This is a genomic window from Paenibacillus sp. 11B (assembly GCF_030487755.1).
Taxonomy (GTDB): Bacteria; Bacillota; Bacilli; order Paenibacillales; family Paenibacillaceae; genus Paenibacillus; species Paenibacillus vandeheii.
On the sequence record NZ_JAUKNS010000004.1, the window covers coordinates 977,742 to 992,753 of the forward strand.

A 15,012-nucleotide genomic window follows, 5' to 3' on the forward strand; every position below is an offset into this window, starting at 1 on the left:
AATATAGGCCTAGTGTATTACGCAACTCTGAACGGATTCTGAACAATCGCTCTATAAAATGGAAAAAGACCCGTCCTGTAGGTGAAAAACAGGCCGGATCTCAAATATTTTTCGTCATAATTCATCATTTTACATGTACGAGTAATTATAGAGACCTACATTTTACAAAATTCAAGATAGATACCTATATCTTCGCTTCACTCTTTAACCGTTCTCCTTGGATGGCATCTGTTGCTGGGGCAAGGCGCATCTGGAATACTTGAACATGAACCAAGCAGATGAATAATGTGAATAAGTTAATAGAGGAATTCCCATAGCTAAGCGAAAGCAAAATACAACAATACGGCAACCCCTTCACCCTTTAGTTAACAAACTTGTTTAAGACAGGCGCGTCAGCTATAATTTCGTTCAGATGCACAATGGATAGACAAGACTGAACAGACCTATTAGACAAAAATACTTGCACCTTTTGGAACAGCCGAAGAAGGAGGACGTCTAATGCTGCAGCTTTCGGAAAAACAGGCACAGGATATTGTCGATAAAATGATGCAGGACATTCCCTACAACATCAACATCATGAACGAGCAGGGCGTTATCATTGGAAGTGGACAGAAGAAACGCGTAGGTACGGTACATCAGGGAGCAGTCCGTGCCCTAACCACCGGGGACCGCGTCGAAGTCTGGCAGGATGGCAGACTGGAGAAGATGGGCACCAACGAGCCGATCAGGATCAATCATCAGCATGTCGGAGTCATCGGTATATCCGGGCATCCGGATGAGGTCCGTCCGTTCTGCAACATTGTACGCACAACCGTATCTCTTCTGATCGAACAACGCAATCAATTGGAAAATCTGGCTCATGAGGCATCTCGAAAAAAATCCTTTTTGGAACGGCTGCTTGCCCACTCCGGTTCCTATTCACAGAAGATCAGGAAGGAAGCGGCGCAATACCATATCGATCTGCAGCTGCCGACGGTTCTTCTATACATCCGCTTTCCCCATGAATCCCCTGAATTTAGCCCGGAGATCAGCCGGATATTACTACAGCTGCCTTCTTTCTCTGTAGAGGAGGATGGTCTTGCGCAGATCATTCTGATTCAGAGCGAATCGGACGTTGATTCAATAGCTCAGCTTGTACATCAGGAGCAGCCTCAAGCTTCCATCTCTGTTAGCTAACGTGAAGCCAGCATTGCCGTCTGTTATGAACAGGCGAGATCTGCGATGAACATCTTGCTCGCGCTCCGCCCTGCTGCACCACTGATCCATTATGATGATGTCCAGTTTCTGGTGCGCTTCAGCACTACCAACCTGACCCGTCATAACAACATCGTCAGTAAGTTGGAGGACACAGCGGATCTGCTGGACACCCTTCGCAGCTTCATTCAACACAATGGCAGCATGTCAACGACTGCTGAAGAGCTCAACATCCATCGCAATACACTGCAATATCGGCTCAAACGGATCCAAGCCCTTACAAGCAAGGACCCACGCAATTGGCTGGAGCTCATTGAACTTACCCACGGACTACTCGCATCATATCAGTAGACCCCCATACAAAAAGAGACTGCACAGGAATGCCCCTATCCATGCGGACGGCGTCCCATTCAGTCTCTTTATGCTGCGGATTCTTCCCTCATCATCCCATCAACAGAATTTTAAGAAATCAGACCCAGTTTCAGCACTCTTGCAATATTCTCGGTTGTACGTTCCACATTCTGTGGACCTTCGTCCAGAAGTCGTTCCAGTTCAGCCGCACCCGGTACAATCCCGAACACCGCATCAATGCCTTCCGTGTACAACGTATCTATTCCTTCACCAACGCACCCCGCGATGGCGATAACCGGTTTACCTGCTTCCTTGGCTGCCCGCGCCACTCCGTATGGCGTCTTGCCAAATTTCGTTTGAAAATCAATGCCGCCTTCGCCTGTAAACACCACATCCGCATGTTCGAGCTTGTCACGCAGACCTGTATATTCAATGACAATTTCAATGCCTTTGCGCAACACAGCCTGTGTAAAAATCAAAAGCCCTGCGCCCAGACCGCCTGCTGCACCTGCCCCCGGCACATCACGTATATCCTTGTGCAGCTGCTGCTTCACCACATCCGCATAATGGAATAGATTCGTATCCAGTAGCTGCACCGTCTCCGGTGTTGCCCCCTTCTGAGTACCAAACACCCGTGAGGCGCCATGCTCTCCGCATAATGGATTCGTTACATCACAGGCCACAATGAGCTCTACGTCCTGCAATCGTTCATCCAGGCCGGAGACATCGATACGAGCCAACTGATTAAGCGCTCCGCCTCCACGTGCAAGTGGTTGGCCGTCTGCATCCAGAAACTTTGCACCAAGGGCCTCGGCCATGCCTGCACCCCCATCATTGGTCGCACTGCCGCCGATTCCGATAATGATTTTGCGAATGCCCTGATCCAGACACGCCCGAATCAGCTCTCCCGTACCATAGGTTGTCGTACGAAGCGGATCTCTGGTTTCCTTCGTCACCAAATGAATGCCGCTCGCCGACGCCATCTCAATCGCCGCCGTTACCCCATCGCCCAGAATTCCATACTGAGCAATTACGGGCTGCCCCAGCGGCCCGCTCACTTCTCTCTGGTGAATCACACCGCCAGAAGCATCCACCAGCGATTGCACAGTACCTTCGCCTCCGTCAGCCATCGGTACATGAATATAGCTCGCAGTAGGGTAGATTTTGCGTAATCCTTTTTCCATAGCCACACATACTTCTTTCGCTGTCATGCTCTCTTTAAATGAATCCGGTGCCAGTACAAATGTCGTCTCTCTCATCTTCTCCCACCCCATCCGTGTTATTAAAGGATAAATCCGTAGATTAACGTTGCTACAATCGCCATCGTTCCACCCACAATCGCTTCATAAGGAATAACGCTCATCCGCTGCTTGATCGTCATCTTCATGCTATCGGCTGAAACGTGGAAGTAATTGCCTTGTGGCAAGGAATCGATAACTGTCGCACCCGTGTGCACCATGACCGCCGCTGCGAGTGGCGCAGTCCCCATGTTCAGAATTGCATCGCCAAATGAACCAGTAGCAAGGATAACCCCTGTCGAGGTGGAAGCCGTCGCTGCTGCCATCAGAATCCCGGCAATAGGTGCCAAGAAGGTGCCGGATATCCCGGACGCTTCAATAAGTCCAACAACCTGACCAGACAGATCGGATGCAGAGATCAGTCCTGCAACGCCTCCGGCACCGATCAGAATAAGCACGGTGGCAGTCATTTTATTTAATCCGGAAGTCGTGTATTTCACAATGTTTTTGCCCTGGCCCATTGCCAACATGCCGATAATACCTGCAATCGGGAGAATGTACATCGCATCCACTTTGAATGTGGACAATGCTTCAACACCTGTAATGGAGCCGATCGGATTAACCATCAGCAGGATGATCGCAACCAACGGTGCCACAACCGCCTTCTTCAGTGGCGGGTACTGTGACGTGTCCACCTCACCCTGCTCTGCTTCCTGATCGGTTACCATTACACCCTTGTTTTTGAGCATTGAAGCTACGATAACGGTTACAATTAATCCGCAGATGGCTGGAATCACACCAGCCAGCATGACATTGCTGAGATCCAGCTCGAACCCCCGCGCCGCAGCAATCGTATTCGGATTCGGGGAAATAATATTGCCCGCCTTGCCTCCACCTGATAAAGCTAATAAAAGAGCCAGCTTGGATATGCCCATTTTGTTACCGACAGAAAGCGCAATTGGCGCTACAATCAGGACGGCCACGGGAATAAATACCCCAACGGCTGTAATTATCATCGTTGCCAGCGCCAAAGCCAGAATGGCCTTGCTGCCGCCAAATTTTCGCACGATGGCCTGGGCTATCGTCTCTGCCGCCCACGACTCCATCATGACACCGGCCAGTACCCCGGCAGCCAATACGCGGAGCACGGTACCCATGACACTTTGCGTGCCGTTCACCAGTATATTTACGGTCTCTTCCAGATTAGCTCCGCCAATTAAAGCGCCTACAATTGCGCCCAGAAATAAAGAGTAGACCGGATTCAGCTTCTTCAGAATCAGTATAATCGCAATTGCGAGTCCTGCCAGTGCGCCGATCCAGCTAATTGTTAAAGGTTCCATTGTCCATTGCCCCCCATGCACTTGTTGAACACGCTTTCATTATAGTTGCTGGCGAGCTAAATAAATATTGATGAACAGACGAAATTCATTGTTCATATGCACAATGAAGCAATAGAATTGTATCGAAATGGCTTATCCTTTCAGATTCAGCAGGCATGGCCGCACAGTTGGTCAGCGTGATGCGCCAAACTTGCAAGGTGCTAACGAACCTAGCGCATCTTAAACGGTCGCTTTTCAAGGATGGGCAATTCTAACGAACTTCAGTGACGTTATTTCGGCGTAGAGACCATGTTAGAGCCTAAAAATCAACCCCATCGATGGATTAACGTCTCTGTGATTCGTTACATTTCAGAATGGTACAAATGGCGGCGAATAACGTGTTTCAGATTCATTAGACCACAATAACCGGAACAAGGGGCATGCATGCTGATCTCACCGGATCAGCGAACCTGCACTGAACTATTTGCCCCGGAGCCGTAAACGCCGAGGCGAACGGGCGGACTCTCCCGAAGAGGCGAAGTATGGCGCTTTGCAGCAGTTTGCCTTCTACGTGAACAATGTGGATGAGACATACGAGCGAGCGCTTGCTCACAGTGCCAAGCCTTATGTTCAACCCGATTGGATCTCGCTTGGTGAGCCTCTGCTGCAGGTTCGAAATGCCGTTATGCATAGTCCGAATGGTGAAGTAATCGAATTTCTTGAAGAGGTTAATTTTGACCGTTCATCCACACCATCGATCTAACAATACACAAAAAGAACAGCCTCTAACCCGGAATCCGTGGCAGCAGGCTGCTTTATAGTTTTATTTCTTGAAACCCAAACTAGGGTCAAGAGAGGTCTCAGGCACCTCTCCCTTTTACTCTTCTTTCTGCCCTTCAATTCCTGGCTTATACGCACTTAACTTCCCTTCATACACCAGCTGTAGCTGTTCACTTTGACGAAAATCATCCGGGGTCACCAGCGCAGGCAGCTTGTTCCACAGCTTAATACCTGAGCGTTGCAGAATCTCGGCAACAAATTGTGAGCAAAAGTAGGAGTTGCTGAACTCCACCGGCTCCTTCAATGTAATGCCAATCACACCAAGCAGATTGTACATATATTTCTGGCGGCTGCGGATGAAGATATGCAGCACCCGCTTCATTTTTTCCACTTCACGCTCCGTCACCTGAAGCTCATAAATGACACATGTGGTATTTGGATATTTACTGTATGTACCTGTCTGAATATCTTCCTTCACGAACCCACCGTTCAGCGGATTACTCGGATGCTTGCGACCGAAGCTGTACAGCTCGGATAGTTCCCGGTCAAATGAGATGGAGGCATGATTGTATGGCGCTCTGGTGTAACTCTGAATAACCTTAGTAAACAATGTTCCTGTGTTCGTAAGCAGGATGTAGATCGAGCGTTCAGCTGTCATAACGAAATTTCCCCTTATCAAGTTCGCACTATTCCTTCATAATAACATAGGTACCCTATATTGGAATCTCACTTCTAGATAAGCAGGTGGTCTGTACATGAGCAGTTCGCTCTTTACTTTAACACTGATTTTCATCGCCTTACTGGTCATACATATCGTATATAAAATCATTACGAAGCTTCAGCCGGACAAGGATTATTCGGGCATTGGCAACAAAATCAAAACCTGGTGGGGCATGCTTGTCATCTTCTGTCTCGCCACTCTCTTCAATCCGGTTGTCTCCCTGATTTCCCTCATGGTACTTACCTTTTTCGCGCTTAAGGAATACTTCTCCATGATCCGCAGCACCCGCAAAGCAGACCGCAGGCTGTTTCTATGGGCGTATCTGGCGATTCCGGTGCAGTTTTACTGGATTTATATCGGCTGGTATGGGATGTTTATCGTGTTTATACCACTGTATGTCTTTCTGGTGCTACCCCTGCCACGTCTGATAAATAAAGGCACGGTCGGTTTCCTGCGCAGTGTCAGCTCGACGCAGTGGGGCTTAATGCTGATGGTATTTGGACTTAGTCATCTGGCCTACTTTCCATTTGCAACACCGGAATATGGTGCCAAGCTGGTCCTGTTCCTGGTCGTATTAACCCAGTTGAATGATGTCGTGCATTATCTGGCCTCGCTCTATCTGGGCAAACGCAAAGTCGTGCCGACCGCCAATCCTTTTTTGACATGGGAAGGGTTCGCCTGTGCATTCGTTGTCACCACCGCTGCCTCTTATTACATTCATCCCTACCTGACCCCGTTTGATGCACGTTTCGCGCTGTTCATCGGTGTGTTAATCGCTCTGGCCGGGTTCTTCGGGAGTCTGACGGTTTCTGTTCTGAAACGGGATCTGTTAATTGGGGATGACAACAAGTTCGATGCGCTGAAAAAAAGCTACCTGAGCCGAGTCGACAGCCTGACGTACACCTCTCCGGTTATGTTCCATGTGGTACGTTATTTCTTCGACTTTATGTAGGAGGAGTACCCGCTAAGACACAAAGTTGAACGCCGCACGATCGACCAGTATGTGGTATGACATTACGGAATCACTAAAAAGCAGCCATGAAGGCTGCTTTTTATCTTCAGGGCTGAATTGAAGACGCACGCACGATGCGCCTGTTCCATTCTCCATTTGATCAACAGAAGAAGAAGAAGAAGTGGCACACAGCAATAATCCGTCTGAATTATTTTAATTTAATTTCCTTCTCCGAGGTGACTTCCTTCCCCTCATCATTGGTAAAGACAAACGTCGCTTTGCCGCGTTCACCCTTCATCTCATCCGAATAAATAAATCCGGAGAATTGCCCGTCACCACTGATGTAAAATCCTTCTTTCCCGTTCGCGCCATGTTCGATTGCTTCCTTATAAGAATTCACAATCGTTACCGTGTTGGACGTCCAACGCATCTCGGTTAAAGCGTAACCCTCAGGAATTTGTTTGATCGCAAAATCAAAGCTGTTGCCTTCGGACGGCTTGTCCGTCTGGTCAATCACGATCATGATCTGTCCTTCCGCATCAGCAGAGGATTCCGATTGGGCCGTAGGTTTGCCCTCATTCCCACTTTCGTTCGCTTGACCGTTGTTATTCTTCGCCTCCATATTAGGAACGGAACTCTTTCCCGCATCTTCTATGGGCTGCTTCGATTGCGGATAGGCGTGTTCCTGTACGGATTCATTGTTATTTTTGGCCCCACATGCGCTGGTCAGCAGCAGAATACACAGAGCAGACACCCAGAGTATAGATTTATTTTTATTGATATTCATCATTGGAACTCCCTCCATTTATCTAAAGTAACAAGCACGATGCATTCATCCCAAGAGAACTTTCCAATCAGCACCTTCTATAGTAATTACTACACCATATCGTCTCACATTAAGCTCCATATTATGTAAATGAGTTATAAATCCTATTCGTTATTACACTTCGATGAACCCTGAAACGTTGGCGTGATACCCTGAAAGGGTCAAAAAATACGCTATATTCGGGGAGGAAAAAAAGTTGAATCGTTTTGCTTTTATGATGCTCGTTATACTCGCCACCTCGCTTATGGGTTCATCCTTTGCTGTGGGCAAAATTGGGCTAGCTTATCTTTCTCCCATTCTGCTGGTCGGCATTCGATTTACTCTGGCTGGAGGACTAATGGCGCTATGGGTGCGAAATAAAAATCTTCCGACCACTGTGCCTGACTGGCTCCGGTTATTCGTCATCGGTCTGTTCCAGACGACTGGCGTGATGGCCTGTATTTTCCTGAGCATGCGCACCATCCCTTCGGGGCAGACATCCATTCTCACGTTTACGAATCCGCTATTGGTAGTTCTTCTCGGAAGTGTCTTTGTGGGTCTACGATATCGGGCATATCAGTGGCTTGGGGTACTAATCGGAATAACGGGGGTCTTCATCACGCTAGGATTCCATCTTCAATTCTCGGAAGGAACGCTGCTGGGTATAGGCTCCGCCTTGTCCTGGGCCATCGCTACCCTCTTGGTCAAACAATGGGGATCACGCTTCAGCACCTGGGTGTTAACGGCATATCAGATGTTATTCGGCGGGGTGACGCTGTTATTGCTCAGTTTCACCATGGAATCAACAACACTCATCCTGAATGCCACGTCCATAGGGGTGATTCTGTATCTGGCAATCCTCGGTTCCATGGTGCAGTTCGCTACGTGGTATTACCTGTTAAGCAAGGGCGATCCGGGCAAGACAAGTGCATTTCTTTTTCTCGCGCCATTCTTCGGTGTCTTATCCGGCTGGCTGCTTCTGGGCGAAGTCATTCAGAAGTACGTATATATCGGTGGATTATGCATATTCCTGGGGATCTTTTTGGTAAACTGGAGTGGACGGACAAATCAAAAGAAAACATCATTCAAATGAGCATGCTGCATACTGAAATAAAAATATTCATGCCTGATTTTCGGCGATGCCCTGTGCATCGTTTTTTTATAATATCCGTAAGGTTAACTCTACTGAAGTAAGGACGTGCGCCCAATGATTTCTGCTGAACTGAAAGAACTATACTATCAGGCTCTGGTTGCCAAGGATTCGGAATACGAAGGATTATTCTATGTCGGGGTCAAGACCACGGGTGTATTCTGTCGCCCTACGTGTCCTGCACGAAAGCCGAAGTTCGAAAACTGTGAATTCTATGAGACGGCGCAGCAGGCATTGCTTGCTTCATATCGCCCTTGCCAGCGCTGCCGCCCGTTATCCCACCCCAATCAGGTGTCGGATGTGGTACGCATATTGGTGGAAGCCGTAGAGAACCATCCGGAGAAACGCTGGAAAGGTCAGGACTTCAAGGCATTATCCATCGACGAATCCACGGCCAGACGTCAGTTCAAGAAGCGATTTGGCATGACCTTTGTCGAGTATGCCCGCGCCCGTCGCATGGGGCTGGCCCTGAAAAATATTCGCTCCGGTCGTACGGTCATTGATGCCCAGCTGTCCACCGGTTACGAATCCGGCAGCGGGTTCCGGGATGCCTTCTCGCGAATCATGGGTGCAGCGCCTACACAAGTGGATGAAGAGCATGTATTGAAGGCGTCCTGGATCGACACACGTCTAGGACCCATGATGGCTGTAGCCGATGAGAACGCATTATATCTGCTTGAATTTGTAGACCGCAGAGGTCTGGAGCGTGAAGTAGAACGATTGCGCAAACGCACCAAGTCAGCCATTGTACCCGGAATAACAGAGCCGATTCGTTCCATTGAACGGGAACTTGCGCAGTATTTTGAAGGCACATTAAATGTATTCCTCACCCCGTTGTTCTGGTTAGGAACACCATTCCAAAAGAGTGTATGGGAGCAATTGATTGCAATTCCGGCGGGAGAGACGAGGTCATATCAGGATATCGCGAATGCACTGGGTAAACCTACAGCATGTCGAGCGGTAGCACAGGCTAACGGAGCCAATCAGCTGGCTATCGTTATTCCATGTCACCGTGTAATTAATGCCAGTGGTGAACTCGGCGGATACGGCGGTGGGCTGACGCGCAAAAACTGGCTTTTAACTCATGAGAAGCAAGAGATTTGAGCACCCAGTGCCCAAGATGCAAGAAAGAACGGACGCAAGTATTATGAAGCGGCTTACAGCAATATAACGAGGAGCGAAACCATATGAATACCCTACAAGAAAAAGCAGCGATATTCCACCAAGCCCATGTGAAAGGCAATCCCTTGGTGCTGGTCAATGCGTGGGATGCCGGAAGCGCACAAGCCATCCAGTCCACCGGCGCCACAGCAATTGCTACCGGAAGCTGGTCTGTAGCTGCCGCGCATGGTGAACCAGATGGAGAATCAATGCCCTTCCAACTGGTACTCGCCAATCTGGCGCGGATCACCAAGAGCGTCGAACTGCCTGTAACGCTCGATATTGAGGGAGGGTATGGCAGGTATGCGTCAGCAGTGAAGGAAAATGTGAGCCACGTGATCCATCACGGTGCGATAGGAATCAATATCGAAGATCAACTTCCGGATGGCTCAGGACTTTACGATGTGGAGGAGCAATGTCTAAGACTATCTGCCGCCCGGGAGGCAGCGGAGCAGGCGGGCATTCCACTGTTCATTAACGCCCGCACAGATATCTTTTTGCAAAATGCACCTGAACGACACAATCATGCTCTCCTTGAAGAAGCGCTTATTCGTTCCAAGGCTTATGCAGAAGCAGGGGCCAGTGGCCTGTTCGTTCCGGGCTTACAGAATCAACAACTGATTCAGGAATTATGTGAGCGTTCGTCGCTTCCGGTCAACGTGATGGTTATATCACATGAGCCTTCCCCAAAACAACTTGGCGTGCTGGGTGTGGCACGCGTAAGCTATGGTCCTTATCCTTATCTGCAAGCGATGGAACACCTGAAAGAACTGGGGCAAAGTATTCTATCAGGAACTATGTTATAATCACCACTACCCAACACTAACAGGAGGAAAATATGCTTAACGTTGAACAAAAGCTTGAAGTGCTACAATCGTATCCCCAACTGCAACGCAAAGATGTTTCTCTCGGTCGTGTTAATTTTCACTACGAAGATAGCGCGTATGATAAAAAGATTGTCGCTTTCCATATTCATCCTAACGGTAACGGTTATATCTATGCAGGGCTACTGCCCAACTATGAGACCGATGATAAAGGATTCGTCAATATTCGGGATTACTCCGAAGCAGATCTACGCACATTGTTAGATGAAACGATCAAAGCGATGTCTTACAATCCCAACGCAGCAGAATCCAAAGAACCAGAACAAGTAAAAGCTGCTCCTACATTGGCTACAACCTCTGTTGGTGGCGGAACATGGGTCGATGAAGATGGACATACACTTACCTTAAAATATGAAGATGACATGTGGTATGTGTATTCCGGTCTTAATCTGGATATGGCTTTTGAATCTCGTAGCGAGGCTGGCGAGTATCTCAAAGACGAAGGATTTAAACCACAAGCTCAAGCTTAACTTATACAAAAAAACACGAGGCGTGTTTACTCACTCGTGTTTCTTTGATTTCAATGGATAGTTAGCCTGGATATCTCCTTCATCAAAAGCGTCTCTTATCCATCTTTTCTGCCTTTCATTGTAAGCGGCGCATTCTTCATCATGGGGTATGTGCTCAGAAGCAAAGCACCTCCAATGACCCCCAGAGCAGTGAACAATGCGATGAGATTGACATTCGTAAACCACTGGAACCAGACGCTCAGATCTGATAGAACAATTACCAGCGTGACGATTAAGCTAACCCCAAAGAACAGGACGAAAAAATTACGCATCCCCAATCGAATCCAACAGACAGTTGAAAAGATGGATAATCCCAACACCAGGAAACCAATCATCAGATCAAGCCATAGATAGGAAAAAAAATGATACTCACTTGAATACAGCATGCCTGGTTGATAAAAGGTTACGCCAAGCGTTCCATATTCATGGAGAAGATGCATGATGAAATAGATGACATTCAGTATCGTAATTGTTCCTACGACCATCCATACCGAAATGTTATAGAAGGATTTCATGAACTGAATTCGTGTACTGCCCATACCTATCGCAACCGGAAACAAAGTAAGGATTCCCGCAATCGCAAAAGTACAGATCCCTCCATACATTGGACCAAATAATTGCGTCGTATACGACACATCAAATATGAATCCAATAGCTAAATAGACGACTGTAAGCATGAGTGTAATTGAAGAGAAAATCATTAAATACCAGCGCATATCATCCAGAATCAGCCGATTCGTACCTTTCGCTGCGTTCATCGCTTAACCCCCTCTTGATTACGGGTCCTGTTAATCAAATAATCTTGTAGTGTCGCCTTCTCAATGGAAAGCCCTTGTTCATGAGCAATGTCCTTCCACACTTTGGAGTACGGCTCATCAATCATCACTCTCATGGTCGATCCCATCTGGGAAGATTCTATAACCTCCACGTCAGCTGTGACATGTTTAATATCATCCATTCCCCCTGTTAGAAGAACTCCTTTTTCACGCATCTCTTCCATGGGCTGATTAAGCAACACTTTTCCCGCTTGTAGAACGATGAGGGACTCACATAAAGGCTGAATCTCCTCAATATGATGGCTTGATATTAGAATTAGACGCGGGTTATCTTCATAAGTCTCCAGTAAAGCATTGTAGAAGTATTTACGTTTCTCAGCATCAAGTCCATTGGTGGGCTCATCAAGAATCGTTACCCTTGCATTACTGGCAAGACCCAATATCATCTGGGCAGCGGTCTTCATGCCTTTTGAGAATTTGGTGATCTTCTTCTTCACGGGTAATTCGAACATATCAATTAATCGCTCTGCAAAGGTCTGATCCCACTGAGGATGGAAGTATTGACCGAATCGAACCATGTCGTTGATCGTCCAATTTCTACCCAAGGGATGATTCTCCTGGATATAACACAGGTTCTCCTGCGCAGCCAAGTTGTTGTATGGGTCTTGGCCCATCACTTGGATGGTCCCAGCATCAGGTCGGTTATGGCCTGCGAGCAGACTCATCAGGGTTGTTTTGCCGGCACCATTTCTTCCCCACATTGCACTAATGGTCGGCTCAGTCTCATGTAAAGTCACATTGTTAAGCACGGGCGTCTCTTGATAGCTGTAGGTTACCTGCTCGATCTGAATCATAACTCACTCTCCTTATCCTTCTTACCTCGGATCAAATCAATAATCATGTCCTCATTCATGTGAATCCGTCTGGCCTCTTCAAGTAAAGGCTTGATATATTCTTCGTAGAAATGCTGTTTTCGCTCAACAAGCAGCGCTTCCCGGGCTCCCTTCGCAACAAACATGCCAACACCCCGCTGTTTATAAATGATACCTTTGTCCACGAGCGTTTGAAGCCCTTTGCGTGCCGTGGCTGGATTAATATTGTAAAAGCGAGAGAGCTCATTGGTTGAAGGGACCTGTTCCTCCACCCTCAATCTGCCGTCTACAATGTCATCCATAATCATCATGGATATCTGATGAAAAATGGGCTGAGATTCATCCAAATTCGATTTCATGCGATTCCAACTTTCATCTATCGTTAATTAGTTAGTCGGTTAGTTACTCATGTGACTAACTATAGTGCACGGAAACCAATATGTAAATAGGCGAACCCCTAATTGATCAACTTTTTCATTTTGGCTCGATTGTATTGATTAATAAGACCGTCCAAAACTACAGATTGCTGGATGACTTCAGGATGAAGCAGACTGCCGTATTCCGACTGCAAGCGGTGAAGCTGTTGTCTGGCTTCTTCGATCTGTGACATTAACTCCAGGCAATCCATAGTACCCCTCCTTTTTGTCATATTTTAGTTTATTATGCCAATCGATAGGCCGCAAGGGGTACGACATACTTATTCTTCCACCAGACGCAAAAAAAGACGCCTCTGAATGAATATTCAGAAGCGTCCCTTGGCTTAGGCTTATGTCCCTAAACCGTGGTCATTAGTTCGGTAAATTGAAGGGTTCGGAACTTCCTCAGTGGGGACAGGTCCAATAACAGGAGCAACAATGTTCACCACTATACTACATGTAACTATCAGCAAAGCCAGCTTTCTCTTCATTGAGTTTCTGCACCTCACTAATCAAGATTTTGTACTGCTGTATGGCTGTGTCAGACGCATAATCCCTATATTGCTCGAATAGCCCGACACCTCTAAGCATACCGCGTCCATCACTAATTTCAAGAGAAAACCTTAAACTATCAAGAACAAAATCTAACCCCTTGGCAAATTCATCTTTTTTAAGGTAATAGGTCCCTAATCCTGCCAACAGACGAACATATCGATCATCCGTAACCTGCTTGCTGACTTTCCCTATTCGGTTGCTTTGTTCTTGGTAGGTGAAGTAGGTTTCGTATTGCTTCAGTACATAATCAATATTCATATCATAGCGATTTGCAGCAGTCACAATATCACAAAGTGCCGGGAAAATCTCATTTTCTTTTGTTGAGATATAATCGAGATAGTCAGGCAATACCTCAAACTGACCAGCCATTAATTGATATATATAGCGGTTTCCCTCAGCCCATTCCTGAAATTGATTAATTACAACCATTTCATCCGAATCAGGCTCTCTCACCCAACTATAGTCCGTATATAAAGAAACGTATTTCAGTGCAATTTCATAGTTGTTTAGATGGAAGTTAGCACTTCCAGATGCCAAATAGGCATACATAATATAAAAGATAATCGGTCGTTTCGTCTCTTCCTGTTTCCTTCTTCCATTCAACTCATAATGAATGGTTGCTTTTACTTTTAGCTTTTCAGAAAGCTCTTGCACTTTGCTCCACCTGTGAAGAGATGCAAAGGCATTAATCAATTCGTTGAGCGCATCCAGCTGATAACGTTCATCAAGCCGGTCAACATAGTATTCGAATTGAGCCGCGATGATCAGATTTCGTTGCTGATCATTGGTCAGTCCCAGCCTGAAGAGTCGATACTGACATAGTGCAAGCCGTTCGGAGTGTTGCATTTTCTCACTTTCGGCTATCGTTTCATATAGTAGAACGGCCGGTTCGAAATTACCGGCATGGTAGAATTCTTCAGCCAGATCAAATAGCAAAGGAATATAAGATAGATTATCCATCATCAAGCGGATAACCTCTTCAATACAGTTCAATTTATTCAACTCAGCACATCGATGAAGGAATGGTCCCAGTCTTCGCCAGTCAGGGGCAGCATGGACAAAACACTCATCTATGTACAATTCATAGAAGTAACCTTCTTCAAGTCTCATAGCTGAAGTGATTCGATCCAGCTGCTGCATCGCAATCGGACGATTCTTGTTCAAAATATTGCTCAGCGTACCGGAGTTAATTCCTGACGTTTCCGAAAAAAGACTAATGGACATCTGCTCACGCTTCAGATAACTTTCTAAGTGATCGCGTATCGTGGTTGTCGGCTCCAAACTAACACCACCCTCCAAAATAAAAAACCATAAACAGGATTAACGGTA

At 46.9% G+C, this 15,012-nt stretch carries 17 protein-coding genes; 8 read left to right on the forward strand and 9 right to left on the reverse strand.

Going from position 1 to position 15,012, the window contains the following annotated elements:
- The first annotated feature begins 498 nt into the window (after nucleotides 1–498).
- The gene (locus tag Q0V21_RS32920; protein WP_367620542.1) at nucleotides 499–1,176 is read left to right on the forward strand and encodes a CdaR family transcriptional regulator; all 678 of its coding nucleotides are present in this window, start codon (nucleotides 499–501) and stop codon (nucleotides 1,174–1,176) included.
- 45 nt (nucleotides 1,177–1,221) lie between these two features.
- A complete protein-coding gene (locus Q0V21_RS32925) occupies nucleotides 1,222–1,545 on the forward strand; it encodes a PucR family transcriptional regulator (protein ID WP_367620543.1) in 324 nt (107 codons plus the stop codon).
- A gap of 110 nt (nucleotides 1,546–1,655) precedes the next feature.
- On the opposite strand, the gene Q0V21_RS21290 is transcribed toward Q0V21_RS32925, so the two are convergent.
- Nucleotides 1,656–2,804, reverse strand: a complete 1,149-nt coding sequence (locus Q0V21_RS21290; RefSeq protein ID WP_301880538.1) for a glycerate kinase family protein — start codon at nucleotides 2,802–2,804, stop codon at nucleotides 1,656–1,658.
- A 23-nt stretch (nucleotides 2,805–2,827) separates the two neighbouring features.
- Complete coding sequence (locus tag Q0V21_RS21295) at nucleotides 2,828–4,123, reverse strand: GntP family permease (protein WP_079348206.1); 1,296 nt, start codon at nucleotides 4,121–4,123, stop codon at nucleotides 2,828–2,830.
- A 463-nt stretch (nucleotides 4,124–4,586) separates the two neighbouring features.
- Here Q0V21_RS21295 and Q0V21_RS21300 point away from each other — a divergent pair, with 463 nt between their 5' ends.
- Complete coding sequence (locus Q0V21_RS21300; RefSeq protein WP_179132742.1) at nucleotides 4,587–4,865, forward strand: VOC family protein; 279 nt, start codon at nucleotides 4,587–4,589, stop codon at nucleotides 4,863–4,865.
- 114 nt (nucleotides 4,866–4,979) lie between these two features.
- On the opposite strand, the gene Q0V21_RS21305 is transcribed toward Q0V21_RS21300, so the two are convergent.
- Entirely contained in the window at nucleotides 4,980–5,540 is a 561-nt protein-coding gene (locus tag Q0V21_RS21305; protein WP_079348208.1) for a hypothetical protein, read from the reverse strand.
- A gap of 97 nt (nucleotides 5,541–5,637) precedes the next feature.
- Here Q0V21_RS21305 and Q0V21_RS21310 point away from each other — a divergent pair, with 97 nt between their 5' ends.
- The gene (locus tag Q0V21_RS21310; protein WP_079348210.1) at nucleotides 5,638–6,555 is read left to right on the forward strand and encodes a phosphatidate cytidylyltransferase; all 918 of its coding nucleotides are present in this window, start codon (nucleotides 5,638–5,640) and stop codon (nucleotides 6,553–6,555) included.
- Nucleotides 6,556–6,763: 208 nt separating this feature from the next.
- Here Q0V21_RS21310 and Q0V21_RS21315 read toward each other — a convergent pair whose 3' ends face one another.
- On the reverse strand, nucleotides 6,764–7,345 hold the full coding sequence (locus Q0V21_RS21315) for a hypothetical protein (RefSeq protein WP_079348212.1): 582 nt from the start codon (nucleotides 7,343–7,345) through the stop codon (nucleotides 6,764–6,766).
- A 232-nt stretch (nucleotides 7,346–7,577) separates the two neighbouring features.
- Between Q0V21_RS21315 and Q0V21_RS21320 the strand changes: the two genes are divergently transcribed.
- From Q0V21_RS21320 to Q0V21_RS21335, 4 genes are all read left to right on the forward strand, one after another.
- Complete coding sequence (locus Q0V21_RS21320; protein ID WP_079348214.1) at nucleotides 7,578–8,453, forward strand: DMT family transporter; 876 nt, start codon at nucleotides 7,578–7,580, stop codon at nucleotides 8,451–8,453.
- A gap of 114 nt (nucleotides 8,454–8,567) precedes the next feature.
- On the forward strand, nucleotides 8,568–9,614 hold the full coding sequence (locus Q0V21_RS21325) for a bifunctional transcriptional activator/DNA repair enzyme AdaA (protein ID WP_301880539.1): 1,047 nt from the start codon (nucleotides 8,568–8,570) through the stop codon (nucleotides 9,612–9,614).
- Between the two features lie 83 nt (nucleotides 9,615–9,697).
- Complete coding sequence (locus Q0V21_RS21330) at nucleotides 9,698–10,477, forward strand: isocitrate lyase/PEP mutase family protein (protein ID WP_301880540.1); 780 nt, start codon at nucleotides 9,698–9,700, stop codon at nucleotides 10,475–10,477.
- Nucleotides 10,478–10,509: 32 nt separating this feature from the next.
- Nucleotides 10,510–11,025 carry a hypothetical protein gene (locus Q0V21_RS21335; RefSeq protein WP_285076210.1) on the forward strand — a complete coding sequence of 172 codons (516 nt, stop codon included), beginning with the start codon at nucleotides 10,510–10,512 and terminating at the stop codon, nucleotides 11,023–11,025.
- Nucleotides 11,026–11,120: 95 nt separating this feature from the next.
- On the opposite strand, the gene Q0V21_RS21340 is transcribed toward Q0V21_RS21335, so the two are convergent.
- The 5 genes from Q0V21_RS21340 to Q0V21_RS21360 form a co-directional block, all read right to left on the reverse strand.
- Nucleotides 11,121–11,822, reverse strand: coding sequence for a hypothetical protein (locus Q0V21_RS21340; protein WP_301880541.1), 702 nt, complete (start codon nucleotides 11,820–11,822; stop codon nucleotides 11,121–11,123).
- Nucleotides 11,819–12,694, reverse strand: a complete 876-nt coding sequence (locus Q0V21_RS21345) for an ATP-binding cassette domain-containing protein (protein WP_301880542.1) — start codon at nucleotides 12,692–12,694, stop codon at nucleotides 11,819–11,821. Before Q0V21_RS21345 ends, Q0V21_RS21340 begins: the two co-directional genes overlap by 4 nt.
- On the reverse strand, nucleotides 12,691–13,071 hold the full coding sequence (locus tag Q0V21_RS21350; RefSeq protein WP_079348227.1) for a GntR family transcriptional regulator: 381 nt from the start codon (nucleotides 13,069–13,071) through the stop codon (nucleotides 12,691–12,693). The genes Q0V21_RS21345 and Q0V21_RS21350 overlap by 4 nt, the downstream gene beginning before the upstream one ends.
- A 98-nt stretch (nucleotides 13,072–13,169) precedes the next feature.
- The gene (locus Q0V21_RS21355; RefSeq protein ID WP_076287270.1) at nucleotides 13,170–13,340 is read right to left on the reverse strand and encodes an aspartyl-phosphate phosphatase Spo0E family protein; all 171 of its coding nucleotides are present in this window, start codon (nucleotides 13,338–13,340) and stop codon (nucleotides 13,170–13,172) included.
- 241 nt (nucleotides 13,341–13,581) lie between these two features.
- Entirely contained in the window at nucleotides 13,582–14,964 is a 1,383-nt protein-coding gene (locus Q0V21_RS21360) for a transcriptional regulator (RefSeq protein WP_079348229.1), read from the reverse strand.
- Nucleotides 14,965–15,012: the final 48 nt, after the last annotated feature.